Origin of the sequence: Moraxella haemolytica (assembly GCF_030177935.1) — a bacterium.
Classification (GTDB): Bacteria; Pseudomonadota; Gammaproteobacteria; order Pseudomonadales; family Moraxellaceae; genus Moraxella; species Moraxella haemolytica.
Map to the genome: position 1 here is coordinate 2,098,144 of NZ_CP089974.1, position 25,068 is coordinate 2,123,211.

22 protein-coding genes are annotated in these 25,068 nt (G+C 43.0%); 8 read left to right on the plus strand and 14 right to left on the minus strand.

Annotation, left to right across the window (positions count from 1 at the left end; genetic code table 11):
• Positions 1 to 20: 20 nt before the first annotated feature.
• From LU276_RS09885 to LU276_RS09920, 8 genes are all read left to right on the plus strand, one after another.
• Positions 21 to 1,994 carry an acetyl/propionyl/methylcrotonyl-CoA carboxylase subunit alpha gene (locus LU276_RS09885; RefSeq protein ID WP_284673663.1) on the plus strand — a complete coding sequence of 658 codons (1,974 nt, stop codon included), beginning with the start codon at positions 21 to 23 and terminating at the stop codon, positions 1,992 to 1,994.
• 61 nt (positions 1,995 to 2,055) lie between these two features.
• Positions 2,056 to 2,955 (plus strand): hydroxymethylglutaryl-CoA lyase, encoded by a 900-nt coding sequence (locus tag LU276_RS09890; RefSeq protein ID WP_284674638.1) that lies wholly within the window; start codon positions 2,056 to 2,058, stop codon positions 2,953 to 2,955.
• 15 nt (positions 2,956 to 2,970) lie between these two features.
• Positions 2,971 to 3,774: a thioesterase family protein gene (locus LU276_RS09895; protein ID WP_284673664.1), complete on the plus strand. Its 804-nt coding sequence runs from the start codon at positions 2,971 to 2,973 to the stop codon at positions 3,772 to 3,774.
• A gap of 91 nt (positions 3,775 to 3,865) precedes the next feature.
• On the plus strand, positions 3,866 to 4,351 hold the full coding sequence (locus LU276_RS09900) for a hypothetical protein (protein WP_284673665.1): 486 nt from the start codon (positions 3,866 to 3,868) through the stop codon (positions 4,349 to 4,351).
• A gap of 15 nt (positions 4,352 to 4,366) precedes the next feature.
• On the plus strand, positions 4,367 to 5,641 hold the full coding sequence (locus tag LU276_RS09905; protein WP_284673666.1) for a replication-associated recombination protein A: 1,275 nt from the start codon (positions 4,367 to 4,369) through the stop codon (positions 5,639 to 5,641).
• A 196-nt stretch (positions 5,642 to 5,837) separates the two neighbouring features.
• Positions 5,838 to 7,049 carry an MFS transporter gene (locus LU276_RS09910; protein WP_284673667.1) on the plus strand — a complete coding sequence of 404 codons (1,212 nt, stop codon included), beginning with the start codon at positions 5,838 to 5,840 and terminating at the stop codon, positions 7,047 to 7,049.
• A gap of 91 nt (positions 7,050 to 7,140) precedes the next feature.
• Positions 7,141 to 8,241: a 3,4-dihydroxy-2-butanone-4-phosphate synthase gene (gene ribB / locus LU276_RS09915; RefSeq protein ID WP_284673668.1), complete on the plus strand. Its 1,101-nt coding sequence runs from the start codon at positions 7,141 to 7,143 to the stop codon at positions 8,239 to 8,241.
• Between the two features lie 211 nt (positions 8,242 to 8,452).
• The gene (locus tag LU276_RS09920; protein WP_284673669.1) at positions 8,453 to 8,695 is read left to right on the plus strand and encodes a GlsB/YeaQ/YmgE family stress response membrane protein; all 243 of its coding nucleotides are present in this window, start codon (positions 8,453 to 8,455) and stop codon (positions 8,693 to 8,695) included.
• A 103-nt stretch (positions 8,696 to 8,798) separates the two neighbouring features.
• Here the strand turns inward: LU276_RS09920 and LU276_RS09925 are convergent, their stop codons facing one another.
• The 14 genes from LU276_RS09925 to rpmH all read right to left on the minus strand — a co-directional run bounded on the left by LU276_RS09925 (position 8,799) and on the right by rpmH (position 24,291).
• On the minus strand, positions 8,799 to 11,390 hold the full coding sequence (locus tag LU276_RS09925) for a TonB-dependent receptor (protein WP_284673670.1): 2,592 nt from the start codon (positions 11,388 to 11,390) through the stop codon (positions 8,799 to 8,801).
• A 137-nt stretch (positions 11,391 to 11,527) separates the two neighbouring features.
• Positions 11,528 to 12,154, minus strand: a complete 627-nt coding sequence (locus tag LU276_RS09930; protein WP_284673671.1) for an L-threonylcarbamoyladenylate synthase — start codon at positions 12,152 to 12,154, stop codon at positions 11,528 to 11,530.
• Positions 12,141 to 13,331 carry a DNA-processing protein DprA gene (dprA, locus tag LU276_RS09935; protein ID WP_284673672.1) on the minus strand — a complete coding sequence of 397 codons (1,191 nt, stop codon included), beginning with the start codon at positions 13,329 to 13,331 and terminating at the stop codon, positions 12,141 to 12,143. The genes LU276_RS09930 and dprA overlap by 14 nt, the downstream gene beginning before the upstream one ends.
• A 105-nt stretch (positions 13,332 to 13,436) precedes the next feature.
• Entirely contained in the window at positions 13,437 to 14,852 is a 1,416-nt protein-coding gene (gene thrC, locus LU276_RS09940) for a threonine synthase (RefSeq protein WP_284673673.1), read from the minus strand.
• Positions 14,853 to 14,950: 98 nt separating this feature from the next.
• Entirely contained in the window at positions 14,951 to 16,279 is a 1,329-nt protein-coding gene (gene rsmB, locus LU276_RS09945; RefSeq protein ID WP_284673674.1) for a 16S rRNA (cytosine(967)-C(5))-methyltransferase RsmB, read from the minus strand.
• Positions 16,280 to 16,333: 54 nt separating this feature from the next.
• Entirely contained in the window at positions 16,334 to 17,317 is a 984-nt protein-coding gene (gene fmt, locus LU276_RS09950) for a methionyl-tRNA formyltransferase (RefSeq protein WP_284673675.1), read from the minus strand.
• Positions 17,318 to 17,421: 104 nt separating this feature from the next.
• Positions 17,422 to 18,084 (minus strand): riboflavin synthase, encoded by a 663-nt coding sequence (locus tag LU276_RS09955; protein ID WP_284673676.1) that lies wholly within the window; start codon positions 18,082 to 18,084, stop codon positions 17,422 to 17,424.
• Between the two features lie 352 nt (positions 18,085 to 18,436).
• Positions 18,437 to 19,474, minus strand: coding sequence for a bifunctional diaminohydroxyphosphoribosylaminopyrimidine deaminase/5-amino-6-(5-phosphoribosylamino)uracil reductase RibD (gene ribD / locus LU276_RS09960; protein ID WP_284674639.1), 1,038 nt, complete (start codon positions 19,472 to 19,474; stop codon positions 18,437 to 18,439).
• A 49-nt stretch (positions 19,475 to 19,523) separates the two neighbouring features.
• Positions 19,524 to 19,991, minus strand: a complete 468-nt coding sequence (nrdR, locus tag LU276_RS09965) for a transcriptional regulator NrdR (RefSeq protein ID WP_284673677.1) — start codon at positions 19,989 to 19,991, stop codon at positions 19,524 to 19,526.
• A 14-nt stretch (positions 19,992 to 20,005) separates the two neighbouring features.
• Positions 20,006 to 21,400, minus strand: a complete 1,395-nt coding sequence (mnmE, locus tag LU276_RS09970; RefSeq protein ID WP_284673678.1) for a tRNA uridine-5-carboxymethylaminomethyl(34) synthesis GTPase MnmE — start codon at positions 21,398 to 21,400, stop codon at positions 20,006 to 20,008.
• Positions 21,401 to 21,510: 110 nt separating this feature from the next.
• The gene (gene yidC, locus LU276_RS09975) at positions 21,511 to 23,154 is read right to left on the minus strand and encodes a membrane protein insertase YidC (RefSeq protein WP_284673679.1); all 1,644 of its coding nucleotides are present in this window, start codon (positions 23,152 to 23,154) and stop codon (positions 21,511 to 21,513) included.
• A 138-nt stretch (positions 23,155 to 23,292) separates the two neighbouring features.
• Entirely contained in the window at positions 23,293 to 23,625 is a 333-nt protein-coding gene (gene yidD, locus LU276_RS09980) for a membrane protein insertion efficiency factor YidD (RefSeq protein ID WP_284673680.1), read from the minus strand.
• A 62-nt stretch (positions 23,626 to 23,687) separates the two neighbouring features.
• On the minus strand, positions 23,688 to 24,056 hold the full coding sequence (rnpA, locus tag LU276_RS09985) for a ribonuclease P protein component (protein ID WP_284673681.1): 369 nt from the start codon (positions 24,054 to 24,056) through the stop codon (positions 23,688 to 23,690).
• Between the two features lie 100 nt (positions 24,057 to 24,156).
• Entirely contained in the window at positions 24,157 to 24,291 is a 135-nt protein-coding gene (gene rpmH / locus LU276_RS09990) for a 50S ribosomal protein L34 (RefSeq protein ID WP_003662232.1), read from the minus strand.
• Between the last annotated feature and the right edge of the window lie 777 nt (positions 24,292 to 25,068).

Sequence of the window (25,068 nt, forward strand, 5' to 3'; positions counted from 1 at the left end):
CTCTACAAAAGGACCATATCATGTTTCATAAAATACTCATTGCCAATCGTGGTGAAATTGCCTGTCGAGTCATCAAAACTTGTCGAAAGCTGGGGGTTGCCACTGTCGCTGTCTATTCGGACGCAGATTCGGACGCTGAGCACACACTACTTGCGGATGAAGCGGTTCATATCGGTGCCTCGCCTGCTACCCAAAGCTACCTGCAAATCGACAAAATCATCAATGCCGCCAAGCAAACAGGTGCTAGTGCCATTCATCCTGGTTATGGGTTTTTGTCCGAGAATGACCAATTTGCCAAAGCCTGTCATGATAACGGCATTGTATTTATCGGACCACCTGTTGAAGCCATTCTTGCCATGGGATTAAAAGCAACCTCAAAGGCTCTCATGGAAAAAGCTGGCGTGCCTTTAACCCCTGGTTATCATGGCAATAATCAAGACCCTGATTTTTTAAAGGCACAAGCTGACAAAATCGGCTACCCTGTTCTCATTAAGGCAAGTGCTGGTGGTGGGGGTAAGGGCATGAGCTTGGTAGAGCATGAAGCCAATTTTCTTACCCAGTTAAAATCCTGTAAACAAGAGGCACTGTCAAGCTTTGGTAATGATGATGTGCTCATCGAACGCTACATCGTCAATCCTCGTCATGTTGAAGTGCAGATTTTTGGCGATACTTTTGGCAATGTCGTACATCTGTTTGAGCGAGACTGCTCGGTGCAAAGAAGACATCAAAAAGTCATCGAAGAGGCTCCCGCTCCAAACATCAGCGAAGACAAGCTACAACAGATGCGTACTGCCGCCATCAATGCCGCCAAAGCGGTCGGCTATGTGGGTGCTGGTACGGTTGAGTTTATTGTTGAACAAGATGGCACTGCTTATTTTATGGAGATGAACACTCGGCTACAGGTAGAACATCCTGTTACCGAGATGATTACTGGGGTTGATTTGGTTGAGTGGCAGCTAAGAATTGCCGATGGGGAAGCACTACCAAAAACTCAAGATGAGCTAATGGCACAAGGTCATGCCATCGAGGCTCGCATCTATGCTGAAATTCCAGAGCAAGGCTATCTGCCCGCCACTGGTAAAATTACCCATCTAACCTACCCAAGCAGTAGCGATGGCATTCGCATTGATAGCGGCATCACCTTGGGTGATGAAATCACCACTTTTTATGACCCCATGATTGCCAAGTTGATTGTTTGGGGGAAAAATCGTGATGAGGCGATTGGAAAGCTGTATCATGCACTTAGTCAGACGCATATTGACGGACTGGGGAACAACATCGCCTTTTTAGGACGCATCTTACAATCTGAACGCTTTAAAAACATACAGTTAGACACCAATCTTATCAACAAAGAAGAAGATTTTCTACTCAATCCTGTCATTAACATCACTGATGAGCTGGTGATTAAAGCATCATTCATTAAGCTGATGAAGCAGATTGGTCAAGGCAATATATGGCAGATGCACCCATTGTGGCGACCAAATACCACCACCTGTCATCGCATTCATCTAAAATATCAAGACCAGGAGTATGTCGTCTCATGGCATAATGATGGCAAGCGGTGGCTGGCGAATCATCATCAACGCACCTTTGTCGTGAATGGTGAATTATTGGATGCCAATACCGCCAGCATCACCTTAGACGGTCATCATCAAAAAGTATCTTTTAATCACAGTAAAGATACTCTTACTCTGTATGACAATACATATGGGATTAATGCCGTACCGTTCGCTCTACCCAAGATTGGCTGTGGTCAAAACGATAGTGAAGCACAAGGCGGACTAACCGCCCCCATGCCAGGTATCATCGTTGATGTCTGCGTTCAAGCAGGGCAAGCGGTCGCCAAAGATGAGGTACTGCTCACGATGGAAGCGATGAAAATTATTTATACCATCAAAGCCCCCGATGACGGCATCGTACAAGAGTGCTATTATAAAACTGGCGACCAAGTCAAAGCAGGCGATGAGCTGGTATCTTTTGAGGCAAAACAATAATGACTAAGCGTGCTGTGTTTAAGATACAGCACGCACATCAACCCAATGTATCAAGGATGGCATTATGACCCACATAAAAATCGTTGAAGTCGGTGCAAGAGATGGATTACAAAACGAAAAAACCCCACTTAGCGTTGATGATAAGCTGACGCTTATTCATGACCTAATGGCGGCAAATTTAAAATTCATTGAGGCAGGCTCGTGTGTATCGCCAAAATGGGTTCCTCAAATGGCATCAAGCACCGAAGTATATCGTCAGCTACCCAAAGATACAGACATCAGTTTTTCTCTTTTAACTCCCAATACTCAGGGCATCAAAGATGCGTTAGAGGTGGGCTGCCAAGAGGTTGCTGTCTTTACCGCTGCCAGTGAGTCTTTTACTAAAAAAAATACTAATTGCACGATTGATGAGAGTTTTGAGCGAATCTTAGACATCATATCCTTAGCCCAAGAACATGATGTTAAGGTGCGAGGCTATGTCTCTTGTGTGGTGGATTGTCCTTATGAAGGAGCGATTGACCCCACTAAAGTCGCCAGCATCGCACGCCGTCTGTATGATATGGGGTGCTACGAGATTTCTTTGGGAGAGACCATCGGCACAGCCACGCCCAATCAGGTAAGACGACTTTGGCAAGCGTGCCGTGATGAGCTTGATATTAGCATATTAGCAGGGCATTTTCATGACACCTATGGTATGGCGATTGCCAATATTTATGAATCGCTTGAACAAGGCATTGCCATCTTTGATGCCTCTGTTGGTGGTTTGGGTGGTTGCCCTTATGCCAAGGGAGCATCTGGTAATGTCGCTACCGAAGATGTACACTATCTGATGACAGGCTTGGGGCTATCTACAGGCATTGACATTGATAAACTGGTACAAGCCAGTCATGCCATATGTCAAAAATTAGCTCGCCCCAATGGCTCAAAATTTACCAACGCCTATCTGGCAAATTGCCACTAGTTAAAAGAGGTCATCATGAACGCCTACTACACTCGCCTCAGTCGTCACCATGACAATGATACGACCATCAGCCATTATCAATCCACCAAGCACGCACAAGGGGCTTGGAATGACTTTGAGCAGCACATGGCAGTTGCCACAGGGCTTTTGGCACATGAGCTTGAGCAGTTTTGCCCAAGAGATGATTTGATGATTGCTCGTCTTAGTCTGGATATTTTGGGTGTGATTTATTTGGGGGAGACCATCATACGCACTCACTTTATCCGCACAGGACGCACCATTGAGCTGATTGAAAGCACCTTATCTACCATTGATGGCGATGGGCGTGAGCGAGTAAGCCTCATCATGCGTGCATGGCGACTTGCCAAAAGCGACACCCGCAGCATCGCAGGGCTTGAAGACGCCATCCAAGACCCAAGCAACCTGCCCACTTGGCAAGGTCTACAAATATGGGGCGGCGGCTACATTCAAAGCCTACAAGCAAAGTCAGCACAGCATAGAGCAGGTAAAAGTGTGGTATGGCTAGACACCGATATTCAGATGGTCTTAGGCGAGGCAACATCGGATTTTGTGCATTTGATTGGCATGGTGGATACCGCCAATGGGATTGCTGCCAGAACCCAAGATAAGTCGTGGATTTTCCCCAGCATTGACCTACAAATTCACCTGCATCGCACCCCTGTTGGGCGATGGCTTGGGCTTGAGACCGTTCAGCAGATTGGGGAGAGTGGCGTAGGGTTGACCAGCAGTATTTTGCATGACGAGCTTGGTCCATTTGGTCGTGCTCTACAGATTTTGACCGTGCGGCAACTGAACTGATTGCTTGACAATCATGGGTTGCTTTGGTGAGTTTGCAAAAATAGTATTCTGTGCTATTATTTTTTAAGCTCAACTATAATTATCAAAAACCATGAAAATCCATGCCGCCCTAGCCCTGCTATTGGCTTTAACCGCCTGCCAATCGCCAACCAATACCCCAAAAACCACCATCAGCGACATCATGCCGTCAGTGCAAGTTCAACCCGCCACATCACCCAGCCATGTTACCGCTCGCTCTTTGCCCAATCAGACACTCCAACTCATCATCTTTGCCGACCAAGAACCCCTAAACATTCGCAGCTGCAAAGATTCTATCGGCATCACCTTAATCAACGACGACAACCCAAAAGAAACCCATATTCGCCCCCAGTTAACCTGCCTTGATAACGGTATTCATCTTCTTAAAGGCTCAAAACTCTCCTTGCTCATTCCTCTAGATTACGGCTTTATCCCACCTTTGGACATGGATAAGACTTATCGTGCCCACATTAGCCTATATGGTAATAAAACCATCTATGACGGCACCCCCTTACCAAAAGAAAAAACCACCAGCAACCCCTTTGCCATCTTCCCCTAAAATAAGACAAATTTCATGACAAGCACCCCCACCACCCCCCTTGCCGAGCGAGTTCGCCCACGCACGCTCGCCGACATTGTCGGTCAAACGCACCTACTGGGCGAGAATGCCCCCATTGCCCAAATGGTCAAAAACCGCCATCTACCAAGCTTGATTTTGTATGGTGAAGCAGGCATTGGTAAGACAACCTTAGCAAGAATGCTTGCCAATGCGATTGGGCGTGAATTTCATTTACTATCCGCTCTTGACTTGACCGTCAAAGAACTTCGTGAACTGATAGACAGTGATAAAAGTACAGTTGGCGGTCTAGATTTTGGCTCACCTGTGCTTTTTATTGACGAAATTCATCGCTTTAACAAATCCCAACAAGACGCCCTGCTTGGAGCGGTAGAGTCTGGCAAAATCACACTCATCGGTGCAACCACTGAAAACCCGTCTTTTAGTATCAATAATGCCCTGCTGTCTCGTTGTCAGGTTTATCATTTAGAGCCACTGACAGCAGACGAACTGGTCAAAGTGCTACAAAGAGCGTTGGCGATTGATAAGGTGCTAAAACACTTCACGGTGCAAGGCAACCTTGCAGACATCGCATATCTTGCTAATGGAGATGCTCGTAAGGTATTAAATTTATTAGAAATCGCTTGTCAAAACTCGGACAACAACCAACTAATCATAGACGATACCCTACTACAAAATATCGCCCAAACCGTGCTACCTCGCTATGACAGAGCAGGCGATATGCACTATGATATCATCTCCGCCTTCATCAAATCGGTGCGTGGTTCGGATGCGGATGCTAGTATCTATTGGCTTGCTCGGATGCTAAGTGCTGGCGAAGACCCTGCATTTATTGCTCGCCGTTTGGTCATTTTAGCTTCTGAAGACATCGGGCTTGCCAATCCCAATGCCTTACTGCTTGCTGATACCGCCTTGCGTTCAGTGCGGTCTATTGGTATGCCAGAGTCAAGAATCATTCTTGCCCAAGTAGCCGTTTATCTTGCCACCTCGCCTAAGTCCAACAGCACCTATAAAGCAATGAATGAAGCCCTTGCCTTCGTCAAAAACGACAGTTCGCCTGTACCACTTCACCTTAGAAATGGCGTAACCGAACTGATGAAAAAAGCAGGTTACGGCATTGACTATGTTTATCCGCATGATTATACCAATCATTATTATCCACAGCAGTATCTACCCGATCACCTTATGGGTAAATGCTTTTATCAATTTGCGGATAACCAAAAAGAGCAGGCAAGTTTTGCTTTTATCAAGTGGCTAAAAGGGCAAGCGTAAAGACCCAATAAGACAATTTAGTCATTTGGGTGTTTGGCTTACAATCACAACCTCCCAACACCAGCACGCTCAATATGTGATAGAATAATACCAACCCAACAAATAACACCCATACAACTAAATATGTACCAGATACTTTATCGCCAAACACGCATATAAAGTTCGTTTTATTCAGCAGCCACAAGGATTGTTTCACGTGAAACAACAGCCAAAGCCATCATCAGCCAAAGCCATTCCCATCGCCTTTCTTGCCATAGCATTGGTACTGCTCGCCATCAATATGCGAGCACCCATCGTGATGCTAGGCTCGGTTGCACCCATCTTAAAAGATGCTTTAGGGCTTAATGACGACATGATTGGTTGGCTTGGAGCTTTACCAATGCCTGCATTTGCCTTAGGATCACTGCTATCACCTTATATCGCCAAGCGATTTGGTCTTGAGATGACACTAGTATCAATGATTGGGCTGATTACCCTAAGCCTGCTTGTGCGTGTGCTTGATGAGTCATCGCTATTTTTCATGGGAACGGCGATGATGGCGATTGCCATTGGTTTTGTTAATACACTTGGTGCTCCCATCATCAAAAAACACGCCCCAAATCACATCGCCTTAATGACAGGGCTACTTAGCCTATGTATGTCAGTGTTTGCGGGGATTATCGCATGGGCGGTACTGCCCATCACACACGCTGTTGGTTGGCGGATTGGCATGGGTCTATGGGCGTTCGTTGGTATGGCAACGCTCATCGTATGGCTCATCATTGCTCGCTACTCATCATTAAGGTCGGCATTATTACCACCTAACACCTTAGCTACCAATCAAGACAAATTAAGATTTAACGCATGGAAGGATATCAACGCATGGGTTTTGGCGGTATTTATGGGCATTCAGTCAATGTTGTTTTACGGTTTGGCGACTTTTTTGCCAATGATTGGCGTTGCCAAAGGGCTTATCCTTGAAGATGCCACTCAGCTTGCTTTGACCTTTCAAATAGCCGCCCCTTTTACCATCATCGGATTAACTTGGTTGGTTAATCGTGGTGTACCTGTGCGTATGGTGGCAATGATAGCAGCGGTATTGAACACGATTGGCGTAGCAGGTCTAATTTGGCTACCTAGATACTTGCATCTGTGGTCGCTATCAATGGGACTAGGAGCGGCATCTATTTTTACACTATCACTCATGATGTTCTCACTTCGCACATACGACAGCGATACCGCACGAGATGTCTCTGGCATGGTGCAGGCAGTCGGTTATTCCATTGCATTTTTTGGACCGCTCATGCTTGGTAAGCTATTTAATTATTATCAAGATTGGCAAATGCCACTTACTGCCTTGCTAGCACTCATGGTGGTAAATGTTGGTGTTGCATGGTTTGCCACCCGACCCTATATTTTTGGTAAATAAAAACCAAAATACAAAAATCTACAAATCACTCTTTATAAAACCCAGATCACCCCCATATTTAATAAATCATCAGTAAATCAGGCAGATTCTCATGACTCTAAATACCGCCCAAGAAATCATCGAAGACATCAAAGCAGGCAAAATGGTCATCTTAATGGATGATAAAGACCGTGAAAACGAAGGCGATCTTGTCATCGCATCAAGCCACATCACACCTGAAGCCATCAACTTCATGATCAAGCACGCACGAGGCTTGGTATGCCTAACCATCACCGAAGAGCGAGCCAACCAACTCAATCTTGGGCTGATGAGCGGTAAAAACGGTGCCAAATTTAGCACCAACTTTACTGTATCCATTGAGGCTGCCACAGGGGTTACTACAGGCATTTCAGCAGCCGACCGTGCTTTGACAATCCAAAAAGCCATTGCACCTTATGCCAAGCCAACCGACATCGTCAGTCCGGGACATATTTTCCCTATCGTTGCCAAAAAAGGTGGTGTATTGCACAGAGCAGGACATACCGAAGCAGGTTGCGATTTGGCTCGCCTAGCAGGGCTTGAGCCATCTGCGGTCATCTGCGAAATCATCAAAGAGGACGGTGAGATGGCTCGTCGTGCCGACCTTGAAGTCTTTGCGGTAGAGCATGGATTAAAGATTGGCACGATTGCTGACTTGATTCACTATCGCATGACGAATGAGCAGACAGTTGAGCTTATTGATTCACAGGATTTTGATAGCGAATTTGGACAATTCACCTTGCATCGCTTCCAAGAATATGGTGCTAACGAAATTCACCTTGCTCTCACCAAAGGCGACCCATCAAGCGGTGTTAGTACCGTAAGAGTACACAGTCTAAACCCACTACGAGACCTATTGGGTGCAAGTGATGACACCACAGGTAAGACAGGTTGGACAATCCGTGAAGCCCTACAAGAAATCGGAAACAGCGAGCGAGGCGTGTTTGTATGGATTGACGATGGCAGTCCACTAAACCTAAGTGATGCTTTGGATAAATGCAAAGTCAATAGTAGCATACATCAATCCCAAGAGCCTTACCGCAGTATTGGTGTGGGTGCTCAGATTTTAAAACTCTTGGGTGTTCAAGATATGCGACTGCTATCAAGCCCTGCCAAATTTAATGTCTCAGGCTTTGATTTAAATATTGTTGAGTCGGTCTCTGCCCCTAGATGATACGGGTGGTGAATGATTCACATAAAATAACTGTTTGGTTGCTCTATGGATAAAGATGGTTTTTTAAGCCACAAACTCTATACAAATCCATCTTATAGATCACAGCACAAGCTCACATAATCTTGTATAATAAATCTCAAGGTTGTAAAAAATTTTTTAAAAATCTTAAAGGTTTTGCAAAATCTTAAAACACAAAATTGAGGAGAAAAAGATGATTGGGTCAATTATTGCTGGACTTGTGGTAGGTTTATTAGCTCGTGCAATCAAGCCAGGTGCTGATAGCATGGGTTGGATTTTAACCATTATTTTAGGTATTGTTGGTGCAGCTGTCGGTGGCTTTATTGCCAGTGCATTTGGCATCCAAGCGAACGGTGGATTTGGCGGTTTGGTGCTGTCGGTGATTGGTGCAATCATCGTATTGTTCATTTATGAGTTTTTTACCAAACGCACTTAATAACAAAACCAATCTGTAGATTAATTAAGCTGTTTTTTAAAATAAAAAGATGGGTATCACACCCATCTTTTTATTCATGCTAATTAACTTATTAACCACAACCTTAGAACTTAAAGATCGCCCCAATGCTAAAATTACGACCCATCTGTGGAATGTTTGGCAAAAAAGTCTCGTGAGCATAGATTTTTTGATTCAGTAGGTTATTTGCTTTAAAGAATACCGAATAATCCACATCGCCTTGATTGCCTTGATAATTTAGCCCTAAATTTAGCAAATGATGCCCTTTTGTAGCATTTTCAAAACCTGAAGTCTTGGTCTGCTTAAAGGTTCGTACATATTCAACACCCCCCGACCAGCTTTCATTAAATTCGGCCTCAACTTTTGCCCCTACTCGCATCGGTGGCAGGCGTGGCGTGTAGCGGTCGTTGGGTTTGGTATATTCTTTGATTTCTTTGCCAAAAAATCCTGCTGGCTCATAGCGACTGACAATCGGTGCTAAATCATGCAGCCTACCATGCACATAATCCCCAAAAATCGAGCCATAATAATTCGGTGAGAATCGATAGCCAACTTTCGCTTCCACGCCATAAAATCTGGCTGGCGACTGATCATAGCGGTTGATGCGTAGGTGTAGCGGATGATTAACTTTGGCCGTACCTAGATATTCGTTAATGGTGTGCAGGTAGATATAATTATCAAAGTCATACAGATATCCTGATACTTGATAATCAAACTTCTCGCCCTTAAAATCAAGGCTTAATTCATAACTTTTTGACTGCTCTTTGGTTAAGTTGCGATTACCAATCTCAAAAGAATTTGTCGCCAGATGCATACCATGCGTGTATAACTCCTGAGCATTTGGTAATCGCTCTTGGTAAGAAGCGTTAAAAGACAGACGATAATTTGGCAAAAATCTCCAATGCACACCCACGCCATACGAATTGGCATGGCTTTCATGCGGTTTGGTTGTATCAATCGCATCATTGATGGCTTTGTCCAACGCCTCGCCTTTTAGAGCCACGAGACGATGATTCTTGATTCTATCTTTGATATAGTCAATGTCATAGTCCATCGCTACTGTCTGTTTTTCGGTACGCCCGCCCAATTCTAGCTCAACATTACCCAGTTTATATTGTCCCACGCCAAACAAACTTTGATTGGTTAAAGTGTTGTGCGTAAGTAGTGGCAATTTTCGCCACTCTGTCTGCGGTGATAGTCCGCTGTTATCCTGTTTGATGTATTGCACACCCCAAAAAGCACTAAAGCGGTCTGTTGGGCGATGCGTCAACTCAAGCCGTGCAGTCTTGCCTTTATTCTTAAAAGAAGTATTGATGACGCCACCTTCTTTTTCATCATGCTGATAGTCCACCACGCCTGCATTGATGCGAACTTTATTAATGAGTGGCGTTGGGTTCTGCCATTCGCCACGCACATCATAACGGCGAGTGGTTAAGTCAATATATGGGTTGCCAACCTTTTCGTGTTCCGCAACCACACCATGCGAGCCATGCTGAGAACCGCTATGATTATGAATGTGCTTGCCACAGTCAGGGCGTGGATTGATATAGTTAATATCATCAGCATTGATGAGCTGTGGGTATCTTGCCAAGTAAGGCTTGGTGCGAATGGCATCAAAGGTAGAAATCACACCACAACCTTCGTACAGGTGGTTATGTGCAGGCAAGCCATACTTATCCTTTCGCTCACTAACTGACGCCCCCAAAAATCCAGTCTCACCCACCCAAGATATGCCAACGCTGCCCGACTTTGAGTCTGCCCAGCTGTGTGGCAGATGATCAAGGCGAGTTTCTTTAACGGCATTTAGATGCGATTCATACTGCTCTTTTTGTTCTAGATAATCCCGATCGGAGCGAATGTAGTGATTCTCATCACGCCAGTGTAGTTTTTTACCCTGTTTGAATACCTCATATTCAGCATTCAAGCTAGCAAGGCGATTGGGAGCGGCTACATAATTATCCAAATCCTTCAAAGAATCAAAGCTCTGATGAATATAGTCAGGCGTGGCGTAGTCGCTCGAAGTCTTATGTAGCCCCTCAACATGTAAGGCAAAATTACTGCCAAGCTGGGTAGTCAATCCACCCGTTACTAGCTTTTCGTTATTGCCTGTGTTAAAGCGAACGCTCGCTTCGGCATCAATGGGCTTGGCAGGTAGAGTGCGTGGAATTTTATTATCCACAACATTTACCACACCTGCCGAATTGCCAGACTTATATAACAAAGTACTAACCCCACGCACCACCTCAGCACGCCGTGCTAAAGTTGTATCCACCATCACTGCATGGTCAGGTGATAGGTGTGCCATATCAATGACATCAGCGTTATTTTGCAAGATGGTAATGCGTTTTCCTTCTTGTCCACGAATGATGGGGGCAGATGCACCGCCACCAAACTGGTTGGAATGAATACCAAGCTCCCCATCTAAAGCATCGCCTAGCGTGGTGGGTTTGGTTTGCAGTGTTTCTTTGTTAACAACCACATCACTTATCTTTTTGGCACCACCAAAAGGGGTGGCATCCACCCTTGCTGTAGGCAATTCAACCACCAGCGTATCTAATAGCACCTCAGGCAGTGCAGATGGTATGGACGGTATAGGCAACACCTCATCAGCGAACGCACTCATACTACAGCCAAACAAAACCGCCCCCACTGACAGATGCAACGCATTTTTTACCATCAAAAACTCCATATCAGAAAAATAGAAATATTATATCATTAATATCATAGAAGTGTAATAACACAACACCATAAATGATTTAACAAATCCATCAATAATGATGGATTATATGTTTGATAAATGGAGTGACGGTTAAATCATCGCAAAATTTTACCTGTCTTAATATCAACGATCTGACTAGGACTACCAAAACCCAAACTCTTTGCGTTTAAATAACCCACCTGATGCCCAAAATACGCCATCGCCTCCTGTAGTGTGGTGGCAGATGGTTGACCGCTTAAGTTACAGCTGGTTGATACCAAAAAACCATAAGGATTATTCACATCAGTCAACGCTTGGCAAATCCCTGCTAGTACAGGGTGATGCGTTACCCTCACCGCCAAAGTATCAAAACCACCCGTCAGTACGCAGGGCAAGCCAGCCGATGTTGCCACAGGCATTAGCCAAGTCTGAGCTTGCGTGGCAGTGCGAACATCAAACGAATTGTATCGTTGCCTTATGTCTGTCATGAGCATATCTTGCATCTTTTGGGGTAATTCCGCCAACAAAGGCGACAACTTCTCCACACCATCTGTCAGCACAATCAGACCTTTATGCTCTGAACGAACCTTTAGCCTAAAAATCCGCTCTATCGCCTGCTGATGATACGCATCGCAACCAAGCCCCCACACACTCTCGCTTGGATAGGCAAGCACACCGCCTGACTTTAAGAATGTTGCCACCGCCTCGCTATCATCCATCTCAAAGACTCTATACTCGCCCATAACGACCTCCAACACTTGTAATCAATCCAAGCAGTTCTAGTTCTACAAGCTGTGCCAATAGCATACCTATATCCATGCCTGTCTGTGCAACCAAAGTATCTAAATCTTTAGGTGTAAGTTCTATACACTGCATCAGTGATGATAAGTGTGATGGTATTTCTGATGTGATGGCTGATGTCTGCGTCTGTCGCCCCGCTGTTTCTTGACTGGTGTCAGTCGTGGCATCAATAAAAGCCGATACACCTTTAGAGAATGATTTGGGTAAGGCATTGTATGGCATACCGCCACAGACATCTTCAATGATTTGGTCAGGATGATAAATCAGTGTTGCCCCCTCACGAATCAGATGATGACAACCTTCTGCATTCTTATTATCAATATAACTTGGCACAGCAAATACCTGTTTACCTTGTTCAGCGGTTAGGCGTGCAGTAATCAGCGAACCACTTTGTAGGGCAGCTTCGGTAACCACCGTTGCCAATGACAGACCTGCTACCAATCGGTTGCGGCGTGGAAAGGTATGTTTACTAGCAGGCGTGCTTGGTAAAAGTTCAGTAATCAGCACGCCACCTTGTGCGATGATTTGAGCAAACAAAGCATTATGGTTTTTTGGGTAGCACACATCAATGCCTGTACCCATCACACCGATGGTACAGCCTTTTAGCTTATCTTGACTTAGTGCCCCCAGATGTGCCTCACGGTCCACACCCTGTGCCAGACCACTGGTAATACTAAAACCAGATTGCACCAAATACTGTGCCAAATCAAAGGTGATTTTTCGGGCATGTTCGGTCGGATTTCGGCTACCAACGATAGCAATCTGCCTATCTGTTAGGCGTGCAACCTCCCCTCGATAAAATAACACAGGTGGCGGGTCGTAGATGGTTTGTAATTGCTCAGGATAATCGTCATCATCCATAAACAATAGTCCATATGCCCCACGAGACACCTCATCATACACCCGACCAACAAAGGCAAGTACATCACTACTGTCTTCAAATCGCTTTAGATGAGCAACATGAATGGACAGCGACTGCCATGCTTCTTTTGTCGCAAGCAAAGCTGTGTGTGCATCATCATAAGCATCGATCAGCTTATAATAAGACGACAGTGAGGTATTGACAATATACCATAATGCCAACACCGCCTCATGACTATTTAAATTTTGATAAGTCATACCACCCTTTAAAAATAACAATGCTTATAAATAACCATTTTGAAAAAACAGCCAAACCCAAAGAGCATGGCTGTTTACCAATCATTCACCCCAACTCATCAATAATCAACGAGCCAAAACAAATCGCTCAATTTCTTTAGCAACCAGTTCAGAGCGATTAGCAAGTACTGTTACAAACTGGGGCTTGTCCTCTAAACCAACCGTATGAATGGGTCTTGGTAGAGTTACCTGACCTAATGCCTCAGTCATCGTCTCTTCAAACTTAATTGGCAATGCCGTCTCAGCAACAACAATACGCTCGCTCGCTTTTTGTAGCTCAAGAGCAACTTTTACGCCATCTGCAGTGTGAGGGTCAATCAGACGATCCACCTTGGCATACACCTCCTTAATGGTGGTCAGGCGGTCAGCATGGGTGGATTTACCAGCAACAAACCCAAATTTATCTTGAATATCAGTCAGATGCTCAGACAATTCAAACCCCTTGCCAATCTTCACATCACCAAATAGCTGACTTACCCGATTAGCATCTTTATCCAAGAGTAGATAGATAAAGCGTTCAAAGTTTGATGCTTTTGAGATATCCATTGATGGGCTTGATGTAACATAAGTCTCATCCGCCTTGCGTGGGGCATAATTACCTGTATTAAAAAATTCATTTAACACATCATTTTCGTTGGTCGCCACAATCAGACGGTCAATCGGTAGACCCATCTCACGAGCAATGTGTCCAGCACAGATGTTGCCAAAGTTGCCAGACGGCACACAGAAACTCACCGTTTCGTCATTGTTGGTCGTCGCCCCAAAATAACCTTTAAAGTAATAGACAATTTGAGCCAGAATACGACCCCAATTAATGGAATTAACCGTACCTAGGCTATATTTTGCCTTAAAATCAGCATCTTCTTGCAGTGCCTTGACGATATCTTGACAATCATCAAACATTCCTTCGATGGCAATGTTATGGATATTGTCATCATCTAGGCTATACATTTGGGCACGCTGAAAGGCACTCATCTTGCCATGCGGAGACATCATAAATACCTGAATATTTTCTTTACCACGCAAAGCATATTCAGCAGCCGAGCCTGTATCGCCCGATGTCGCCCCAATGATGGTTAGGCGTTCACCTTTTTTTGCCAGTACATACTCAAAGACATTGCCCAAAAACTGCATCGCCATATCTTTAAAAGCGAGGGTTGGACCGTTCGACAACTCAAGTAAATACAACTCATCATACAGATGGGTAACAGGTGTGATATCATCACTGTTAAACACCGCTTTGGTGTAGGTCTTGTTAATAAGTGCCTGCAACTCTTCACAAGGAATGTCGGTGGCAAATAAACTCATGATTTCTAATGCCAACTCAGGATACGATAACTGTCGCCAAGCATCCAAAGTCGCACGATCAACCTGTGGATAGCATTCAGGCAACATCAGACCACCATCGGGTGCAAGCCCCATGAGTAGTACATCACTAAAGGACATAGGGGCAGTCTGCCCACGAGTACTGATATATTTCATTATTCTCCCATCTCATCACAACAAATCACTAAATTTTAGCATAATCCACGCCCAGTTTATGTAATAATTTATACATAAAAAATACAAAGACAATAATGCTACACGGCTATTTTTTGTAATAAACCATAATAAAACCCATCGCCATCATCATTGTCAAAAGGCAAACATTGATAGCCAATACTTTGCTTAATCTGATTGGGCAAGGTCAAATCAAAATCCACCACTTTGGCATCTGAGTGTGCATTTAAAAAGTTTGATAATTGGTATTCGTTTTCAGCTTTTAACAGCGAGCAAGTAACATACAAAAGGTAGCCACCAACCTTTAAGTTTTGCCATAAATTGGCTAAGATTTGGGCTTGCAACTGCACCGTTTGCACAATATCTTGCTCATCTCTAAGCAGGGCAATATCAGGATGCCTACGAATTACCCCTGTGGCAGTACATGGTGCGTCTAGCACAATCATATCAAAAGGCGTATCACTCTGATAGGTTCGCCCATCAGCATAGATGACCTGAACACCATCTGTCAGCGATAAGCGAAGTAGGTTGTCATGCACCCTACTTAGGCGTTTTTCGTCATTATCCAAAGCAACGATGCGTTTCACATGAAACTTACCTACACCGCTCAGCTCAAGTAGCTGTGCCAGCTTACCGCCAGGGGCAGTACAAGCATCCAAAACTTTTAACTCATCAGGCAAGTTTAGTGTTGACAAGATATGCCCACACAACTGAGCATGGCGATCCTGCACACTGACATAACCATCAGTAAAGTTTGGTAACTGAGCGATTCTAACGCCATCAACCAGTTTAATTACGCATTCATCACCAACCCCCAAAGGCAGGATATCATAAGCAATGCTAGCATCTGCCAACTTTTTGGCGTATTCATCAAGCGTGATATACTTTGGATTGACCCTTAAAAATACAGGGGCTACCTGACGCAAAGATTGTCCGATTGGCTCATAATACACCCCCCAATCGCTCTTTAATTGCTTGGCAAGCCAGTTGGGTAAGCTGTGGTTTTTATTGATTTTTTTGGCAAACTTTTCAGGACTTGTAGCCACTTTTCTTAAAATGGCATTAATCAAACCCACGCCATAACTCTTGTCAAGTTCTTTAACAGCATTTAAAGTTTCATTGATGACCGCATAGGCAGGCGTACTCATGTAGATAAGCTCATAAATCCCCATGTTCAACGCACAAGTGATGCTAACATCGCTGGGCGGTATCTTTATTAGACTTTCACCAATACGACTGATGGCGTGCCACTGGCGTAGCGTACCCAACAATAACTCATGAGCAAAGCCTCGCTCATTATCTTGAGTGGCATTTAATAGCTCGTCAAGCAATGATGACAACGATTGTCCCTGATGGATTTTTTCAAGAGTGGCGATAACATTAGCGCGCACCGATGGTTGTTTATTCATATAAATCGCTTTTAATCATCTTTTTAAATTATTTTTTTAAATTTTGGCATATTCTCAATCAAACATCCACCCATCTTGCAACTTATCGCCCACTGCAATTTGCTCAGCGGTCAATGGCTTACCCCCCGCCCATTGCATTTTGGTAATATTAATCAGATGTTGTTCACCATTATCAGCAGTCCCACAAGCGATTAAAATCGCTTTTCGCCCAACACTGACGATTGTACCAACAGGTGCTGTGGTAGTCTGGTCATGTTTAATGGGCAAACACTCAACAATTTTGATGCGTTCGCCATTCATAAAGGTATAGGCATTTAAACTGCGAATCTGGCGATTGATCTGCTCGGCAGAGCTTGTCCAATCAACCCGCCCCTCATCAGTGGTGATTTTTTCGGCATAGCTAGAAAGCATATCATCTTGAGCTTTGGCATTGTGCTGATAATCTTTGAGATTTTTTAGCACCGAAACAATCGCCTGTCCGCCAAGGTCAGCCAACTTATCATGCAGACTTTGGGTTGTGTCAATATCGCTGATTGCACATTCTACCTTATGCAACATATCGCCTGTATCTAGTCCCAACGCCATCTGCATGATGGTAATACCTGTTGTCTTATCACCTGCCAAAATCGCTCGATGAATTGGAGCTGCACCACGCCATTTGGGCAGTAGCGAAGCATGAATATTTAGGCAACCATAGGTTGGCATATTTAGCACACCCAATGGTAATATCAACCCATATGCAGCAACAACCATGACATCAGGCTGATAGCTCGCCAATGTTTCACGTGAAACCAAGCCTTGCTCACTCTTTAAACTAAAACTCTGCGGTTGCTCCGCAGGGATATCATGCAATAATGCCAATTGTTTAACAGGGCTTGTGGTCAATTTTTGTCCACGACCTGCCTTGCGGTCAGGCTGTGTATAAACCGCCACGATGTCAATATTAAGAGCATCTTGGTTATCAAGCAAAGTCTGTAGAGCAACTTTAGCAAATTCAGGCGTTCCTGCAAACACCAAGCGTAATTTTTTATCGGTCATACCTGTCCTTTGAGCATACTTTATCTATGTTTTATTTATATAATGTTGTTTAATCACTTACCTTAGCAACTGCATCTTTATCAGTGATGATAAAACTTGATAAACTACCTAAAAAACCCGCTTTTAATTAGCAGCTCTTCAGTAATGTTGCTTTGGGTTGTATTTGATTTTATGCCAATAAGTCGCTCCAGATAGCGCGCCACCAAATCCACTTCAATATTCACCGCTCGACCCACCGTCCAATGGCGAGCAATATTTGTCATGTCTGCAGTATGCGGAATGATATTTAGGCAGACAATATTTTCAGCAGGCTTGATGCGGTTGGTGGTCAGGCTAATGCCATCTACCGTGATAGAGCCTTTATCGGCTGTATATTTCATAAGTTCAGCAGGTATAGCAACCTCTATATAAATTGAGCGAGCATCTTTGGCGATTTTTGCGATTTTGCCCACACCATCAACATGACCTGCCACGATATGCCCCCCAAAACGAGTGGTTGGAAGCATTGCTTTTTCTAGATTTACTGTGTCGCCAACTTTCCAGTCATTTAGTGCTGTCATGGACAATGTTTCCCGTGAAACATCAACCGCATAACTATCGCCATCAACCGCCACTACCGTCAAGCAAATGCCATTAGATGCAATAGAATCGCCCAATTTCACATCGCTAAAATCCAAATTAGGAGCATGAATAACCAATCGAACATCTCCACCTATCGGAGTAATAGCACTTAGTACACCAGTTGTTTCTATGATTCCTGTAAACATCTTTCCGCCTTAATCATTCCACCCTCTTTATCACTACCAATCTTAAACCAAGAAATCAAGTCAAATTTTAAACACATAAACCTGTGGATAACCCAACTGCGAGCACATACATTTTATTGACAACAACATTCTATTAAAAACTTATCCACAAGACAAATTTTGTAAAAAACAAAATTATTTATCAATAAAAATCAATAAGTTAAATAAAAAAATACCAAATAAACATAGATCAATGCAAAGTTATCCACAGCAAATATTTTATATATAAATAAAAGAATCCTTGAATAAAATCAATGAATTTATACTGTGGATAACTTAATTTTTAAGATTTCATACAATCCCAAAACCCATTCTAACTGCGTCTTAGTACTATTTTTAAGTCTTGACCGATTTTTTGATATTCAACCAAATCAAATCGTTTTTGTGCTGAGAGTCGCTCAAGCGTCAACTCAAACCCCGCCTTCGCACCACTACCTAAGATGCAAGGTGCTTGATAAATAATCAACTCATCAACCAAATCTTGTGCAATAAAAGCCCCTGCCAACCCACCACCTGCCTCCACCAAGACATCACGGCATTCAGACATCGCCAACTCATCAAGTAGCTCATCAAGCCCTTCACGCCAAATCATAGTATCTGCACGGTCAAATACTTGATAGGGGCTGTTGGCATGCAACCTGCCACGCCTATCAAGTATCGCAACTTTTGGCTGCACAATGTTATCCATTGGTACACCCAAGCGAGATGATCGCACCGACAAAGCAGGATTATCAGCGATGATGGTGCCAGAACCTGTGATGATGGCACCGCTTTTTGCTCTTAGTAATTGCACATCTTCTCTGGCTTCTGCACCTGCAATCCACTTTGATTCACCATCTTGCATGGCTATCCGACCATCTAGGCTCATGGCCATCTTTAGGCGGACATAAGGTTTGCCAGTTTGCATTGCTTTTAAAAACCCACGATTGAGCTCATGGGCAGCCTGCTCACAAACACCCACAACAACCTCAATGCCCGCCTGCTCCAACCTATGAACACCTCTCCCTGACACCAAAGGGTTAGCATCAAGACAAGCAACCACTACCTTAGACACCCCTGATCGGATAAGTGCATCAGCACAAGGTGGCGTTCGACCTGTATGACTGCACGGCTCAAGCGTTACATAGGCAGTCGCTCCTTGTACATCAGCACCGCAATTTTGAGCATCTTGTAAGGCAAAAACCTCAGCATGAGACAATCCAGTTTGTGGGTGGAACCCTCTGCCTATTATTAAGTTATTCTTAATAAGAATACAGCCAACTATAGGGTTGGGTCTGGCAGTAAATTGCCCTTTTTTTGCCTCTTCAATTGCCAAATTCATGTAATACACATCATCTGAATGAAATGCTATTTTTGCTTTATTTATTGGTAAACTTGATAAATTCACGGGTATTATCTCATTACTTTTTAGTTATGACATCAGCATGGATATTAGCAAGCTCCGCCTGAAATGCAGCAATATCTTGAAAATCTCGATAAATACTGGCAAAACGCACATAAGCAACATCATCTAACGATTTCAACTCCAACATCACCACCTCGCCTAGTATCTTACTAGACACCTCCCTCTCTCCCATATTGCGTATTTTTTGTTCAATACGGCTGATGGTGGCGTCAATCTCTTCGGTCATGATTGGGCGTTTTTGCAGGGGCAGAAAAATGGAACGCTTCAATTTGTTTTGATCGTATGGTTCAATACGCCCATTTGCTTTGATGATGCGTGGCATAACCACCTCAACCACCTCAAAAGTCGTAAACCGCTCCCCGCATTCAGCACATTGTCGCCGCCGTCTCACCTGAGAACCCTCTGCAGCAAGCCTAGAATCTATCACTTTGGTATCTACCACACCACAATAAGGACAATGCACAAACCCACCTTTTTTTATTTACCAATACAAAAACTTGAAAAAATCTTACCCAATAATTCATCTGCTGTCATTTGACCGGTAATCTCGCCCAATGCCTGCTGTGATAACCTTAGACTCTCCGCCACCAACTCACCAGCAAAAAACACTGTTAATTGCTCCTTGGCATCTAGAACATGATCTTTGGCACGCTTTAAAGCGTCAAGATGTCTGGTACGAGCAATTAAGCTATTTTCCGGTGGATGAAATCCTACTTTTTGCTTTAGCTGAACCACAAGCTCATCAATACCCCCACCTGTTTCACATGAAACATAAGTTGGAGAAATGATACATTCGCCAACTTCCAATGTTTCATGTGGAATCTGAATGCCATTCAACAAGTCTGACTTATTAGCAACCATCATTAACTTTTTAGCAATCAAATCAAAGTCATCTGTATCAAACAGCGTGCGAGCCAACGCAACAGGATCGCTCTCTAACACCACATCATACACCATAAGTAGCACATCTGCTTGACCAATCGCCTCTTTGGCACGGCGAATACCAATCTGCTCTACCTTATCTTCGGTATGCCTTAATCCTGCAGTGTCTATCAGATGCACCATCAACCCATCTAGATTTAACTGCTCTTCTAGCGTATCTCGGGTCGTACCTGCGATGTCAGTTACGATGGCACGCTCTGTACCTGCTAAGCGATTAAGTAGGCTAGATTTGCCTGCATTAGGCTTACCTGCAAGCACCACATGAACACCGTCTCGAAGCAACTGACCTTGTTCAGCTGTTGATAAAATCAACTCAAGTTTCCTCAAGATTTCATCAATCCTTGACTCAATTACACCATCTGACAAAAAATCCACATCCTCCTCGTCAGGAAAATCAATACTGGCCTCTACATACAAGCGGAGCGTGGTTAGGTTTTCTAGCAAGTCATTGATTTTATTGGAAAATTCACCAGATAAAGAACGAATCGCACTGGTCGCTTGAGCGATAGAAGTAGCACTGATAGCATCACTGATTGCCTCTGCTTGCACCAAGTCAATCTTATCATTTTCAAAAGCACGCATGGAAAACTCGCCCGCTACCGCCTGCCTTGCCCCCAACTCAAAACAGCGAGATAACAGCAGATTTTGTAACACAATGCCACCATGCCCTTGAATCTCCACCACATCCTCACCTGTGAACGAATGTGGTGCTTTAAAATAAATAACCACCCCTTCATCAATCAATCCATGCTCACCCATGAACTTAGCAAAATACGCATGGCGGGGTTTCAAAGCGGCTTTTTGACTGATCTGACAACCAATATCATAGGCACTCTTGCCTGATAGACGAATAACACCTACCCCACCTTGACCAATAGGTGTGGCAATGGCGGCGATGGTTGGCTGCTGTATGGTGCTAGCTGATGACATGATAATACTCAAATTTTAGATTGTTTATTGTAACATTTTTATAAAAAAAGGCATAACACAAAATAAGCAATCCCGCCAAAAGGCGGGATTGCTATAAGTATAAGCACCAATTAAGCGTTAGATTGCATCTCTTTTCCAACACGCTTATTCACCCAGTGCTGATGTGCCATACTAAACAAGTTATTTACCGTCCAGTAAAGCACCAAGCCCGCTGGGAAAAACAGCATGAATGCAGCAAAGATAAGCGGCATGATTTTCATCATTTTTGCTTGCATGGGGTCGGTTGGTTGCGGATTTAACAACTGCTGAATGAACATGGTCGCACCCATGATGATAGGCAAAATAAACCATGGATCCATTGCTGACAAATCTTTAATCCATAAAATCCAAGGGGCGTGGCGAAGTTCCACAGACTCTACCAAACACCAGTACAAACCTAGAAAAATCGGCATTTGTAGCAAAATTGGCAAACAACCCGCCATTGGATTTACCTTCTCGTCACGATACAACTGCATCATCTCTTGGCTCATCGCCATGCGGTCATCACCGTGCTTTTCTTTTAGGGCTTGTAGTTTTGGGGCAATGGCTCGCATTTTTGCCATGGATACATAACTTTTATTCGACAGCCAAAATAGAGCAATTTTTACCAAAATGGTTAAGCCAATAATCGCCCAACCCCAATTACCAAGCACTTTATGAAGTGCTTCTAGTATCGCAAATAAAGTCTTAGAAATTGGCCAAAGCAAGCCATAATCCACCGTCTTTTCAAGACCAACCGCCACAGGAGCAAGCTCTTTTTGTACCTTTGGACCTGCATACAAAGTTGCATCCAAAGTGATTTGCTTGCCTGATGCCACATTGACCATAGGGCTATTAAAACCAATAAAATGATCCTGTCCACTGGTTCGGCTATAAAATTGCCCATCAAACTCACCAGGCGTCCATGCTGAGACAAAATAATGCTGAACAATACCCACCCAGCCATCTTTGCTGGTGATGTTTAATTCGCCATCATTAAATTTGCCAAATTTAAGCTTATTATATGGCTCATCAGGCGTACCCCAAGCACCGCCCAAATAAGTTGCCATACCCATCATGCCTTTGTTCTCAACACCAGGGTCAGCACTATCATCACGCTTTAATTGTGCATACATCTGACCTTGCCACGCTGCAGCAGAAGCATTGTTAATATTATAACTTAGTTTAATTGGATACTCGCCCGACTTAAAAGTGTAGGTCTTGGTAATGGTCAAACCATCTTTTTGGTAAGTTAATGGTACTCTTAGCTCACCCAAACCATCTAACTCATAATGCGTCTTAGGACTGGTATAAGTTGCACGACCTGATGCTGTATCAATGCCATCTTTGCCAATCAAGCCAGACTGTGCCACATAAGTGCGAGCATTTGACTCAAGTAAGGTGAAATACTCTTTGCTATCTAGTGTTTCGTTGTACTGTTTAAGGGCGGCATAAACGATGTCGCCACCCACAGGATTGATACGAATGTCATAGCGGTCAGTTGAGACGCTAATGAGATTGGCAGTACTTGCAGTAGATGCAGGGACATCAGCCGTTTGCCCTGCTGCCACTGGCACATCTCCACTGCTGACGGCAGGGACATCAGCCACGCTTGACTGTGTTGGCACAGAAGGGGCTTTTGGTATATTCATTAAGTCATCTCGCCAAGCCAACACAAGCAAATAGGTTGTGATTAAGATGGCAATGATGATTAAAATCCGCAGAATCTTTTGCATGGAATCGTTCCTAATAATGCGTTTGGGCGACACAAAAAGACGCACCTTGACAACATTTTATGAATAAATTGTGAGTAAACCCTTTATTTTACTAAAATTTACGCCAAAAACCTAGAAAATTCTTAAAAAGCTGGCAGACTAAGTGGTTCGCATCAAGTGATTTAATCTACCAACATAATCAAAATCATCAGTAAATACCCCAATACCAGAATGATTTGATTTACTGCCGACATACCGATAGTGATACACAGACATTGGCACAGGCACAAAGTCTATACCAGAGCCACCCAAGGGATGACAACTTAAAATGCGTTTAGCCACCAAAGGCAATCCTGCCCAAGTCCCATGCCACAAAATCGCCCACCTACCATAGTGCGAGCAACTTGGATAATAGCGACAGCGAGCAGACATCAGAGGACTGATGGCCTTTTGATAAAACCAAATCAATCCAATTAGCACTTTTTTTATCATGACAGACTTAGCACAACATTTTTAATGATTAATCCATACCAATCATTATTTATAAAAATATTCTATAAATAAGATTTTGGATACAAGCTCTTAATTTTCTCAAAAATCTCTGCTATCTCAGCATAAATATCTACTTCTTTTGTTAAGCTAATCTTAACAATAAGAACTAAATCTATATCACCAATGCAATGCTGATTCAAACGAAACACTTCTCTGGTACAGCGTTTGATTTTATTGCGAAGCACAGCCTGCTTAACTTTTTTCTTAGTAATAGCAAGTCCTAATCTGGGTGTGTTTTTTTGATTGGGTTTAATAAACACAATGCAGTGTTTGCTATGGATCTTTTTTATGGGAGCATCAAACACCAACTTAAATTCAGTAGGCTGCAGTAATCGATGATTTTTAGTAAAAGAAAACAACTCAATGGTCATATAATCATGCTTAAAGAAAAAAATATCAGTATATAGGAATATCAAAAAATGGTAAATAAAAAAAGCACCAACAAGGTGGTGCTTTTTAGTGCGTGGTTGCTTATACGGTCAAACGATGACGACCTTTAGCACGGCGGCGAGCCAAAACTTGGCGGCCTTTTTTAGTAGCCATACGAGCACGGAAACCGTGGGTACGCTTGCGTTTTAGAACACTTGGTTGAAAAGTACGTTTCATGTTACACCTTAAGGTTAATTAGAATCACTAAGCTCTGCAGAAGCCTGAAATAGTGAATACTGTATATGCCGCAGCTTAACAACTGTGGCCGTCTCAAACTGTCATTTAGCCAAATAAGGCAAAAAACGCAGAAATTTTATCAAAAATAAAATTGCTTGTCAAGATATGTTGTTTTTTTAAATTCAAATGGGTTTGTTGTTATAAAACTTCATGCTTAGAGTAAAGCAGGTTTCTCTTATAAAAACATCATTATGCAATCATAATATTTTTTTGTGTATTTGTAGCATAGCACAAAATTTGAAGAGCTGAACTATGTTTTGGTAGGTTAATGTGTAATAATAGCAAGGCTTTGATTGTGATTAATAAAAAAGTTATCCACAGATTTTAATTTTCTCTGTTATTATATTATAGAGATAATAATGGTAATAATAAAGCAGATATAATTATGTTGATAACTAAGAAAAAATAATAAAAATCATTAATTTAACTTGTGGAAAAAATTGTATATTAAGTGTTGAGAATATGTGGGAAAAACAGTATTTTTAGTTATCCACAATATTTTCCATAAAGTTATCCACAGAAAATTTATATTTGAATTTTGGTAAAAGTATGCTAATATTTCACCAAAATTTGCTTAATACCTAGATTTTTCTTTATTAATTAATAAAAATTAATATATTAATTATTTTTTCTTAATTAATATTTTTTTAAAGGTTTGTTTAATATTTTTAAAATAAACAGACTTTTAGGCATTTTTGTTTTGAGGATTGTTCAAAG

Excerpts from the sequence above, each read along its gene's own strand:
- LU276_RS09900 (WP_284673665.1), top strand. The coding sequence starts at position 3,866 with ATGAAAATCCATGCCGCCCTAGCCCTGCTATTGGCTTTAACCGCCTGC.
- thrC (WP_284673673.1), bottom strand. The coding sequence starts at position 14,852 with ATGAAATATATCAGTACTCGTGGGCAGACTGCCCCTATGTCCTTTAGT.
- LU276_RS09895 (WP_284673664.1), top strand. The coding sequence starts at position 2,971 with ATGAACGCCTACTACACTCGCCTCAGTCGTCACCATGACAATGATACG.
- ribB (WP_284673668.1), top strand. The coding sequence starts at position 7,141 with ATGACTCTAAATACCGCCCAAGAAATCATCGAAGACATCAAAGCAGGC.
- LU276_RS09885 (WP_284673663.1), top strand. The coding sequence starts at position 21 with ATGTTTCATAAAATACTCATTGCCAATCGTGGTGAAATTGCCTGTCGA.
- fmt (WP_284673675.1), bottom strand. The coding sequence starts at position 17,317 with ATGACCGATAAAAAATTACGCTTGGTGTTTGCAGGAACGCCTGAATTT.
- LU276_RS09905 (WP_284673666.1), top strand. The coding sequence starts at position 4,367 with ATGACAAGCACCCCCACCACCCCCCTTGCCGAGCGAGTTCGCCCACGC.
- dprA (WP_284673672.1), bottom strand. The coding sequence starts at position 13,331 with ATGACTTATCAAAATTTAAATAGTCATGAGGCGGTGTTGGCATTATGG.
- rnpA (WP_284673681.1), bottom strand. The coding sequence starts at position 24,056 with ATGACCATTGAGTTGTTTTCTTTTACTAAAAATCATCGATTACTGCAG.
- yidC (WP_284673679.1), bottom strand. The coding sequence starts at position 23,154 with ATGCAAAAGATTCTGCGGATTTTAATCATCATTGCCATCTTAATCACA.
- LU276_RS09925 (WP_284673670.1), bottom strand. The coding sequence starts at position 11,390 with ATGGTAAAAAATGCGTTGCATCTGTCAGTGGGGGCGGTTTTGTTTGGC.
- LU276_RS09955 (WP_284673676.1), bottom strand. The coding sequence starts at position 18,084 with ATGTTTACAGGAATCATAGAAACAACTGGTGTACTAAGTGCTATTACT.
- LU276_RS09930 (WP_284673671.1), bottom strand. The coding sequence starts at position 12,154 with ATGGGCGAGTATAGAGTCTTTGAGATGGATGATAGCGAGGCGGTGGCA.
- rpmH (WP_003662232.1), bottom strand. The coding sequence starts at position 24,291 with ATGAAACGTACTTTTCAACCAAGTGTTCTAAAACGCAAGCGTACCCAC.
- yidD (WP_284673680.1), bottom strand. The coding sequence starts at position 23,625 with ATGATAAAAAAAGTGCTAATTGGATTGATTTGGTTTTATCAAAAGGCC.
- mnmE (WP_284673678.1), bottom strand. The coding sequence starts at position 21,400 with ATGTCATCAGCTAGCACCATACAGCAGCCAACCATCGCCGCCATTGCC.
- LU276_RS09920 (WP_284673669.1), top strand. The coding sequence starts at position 8,453 with ATGATTGGGTCAATTATTGCTGGACTTGTGGTAGGTTTATTAGCTCGT.
- rsmB (WP_284673674.1), bottom strand. The coding sequence starts at position 16,279 with ATGAATAAACAACCATCGGTGCGCGCTAATGTTATCGCCACTCTTGAA.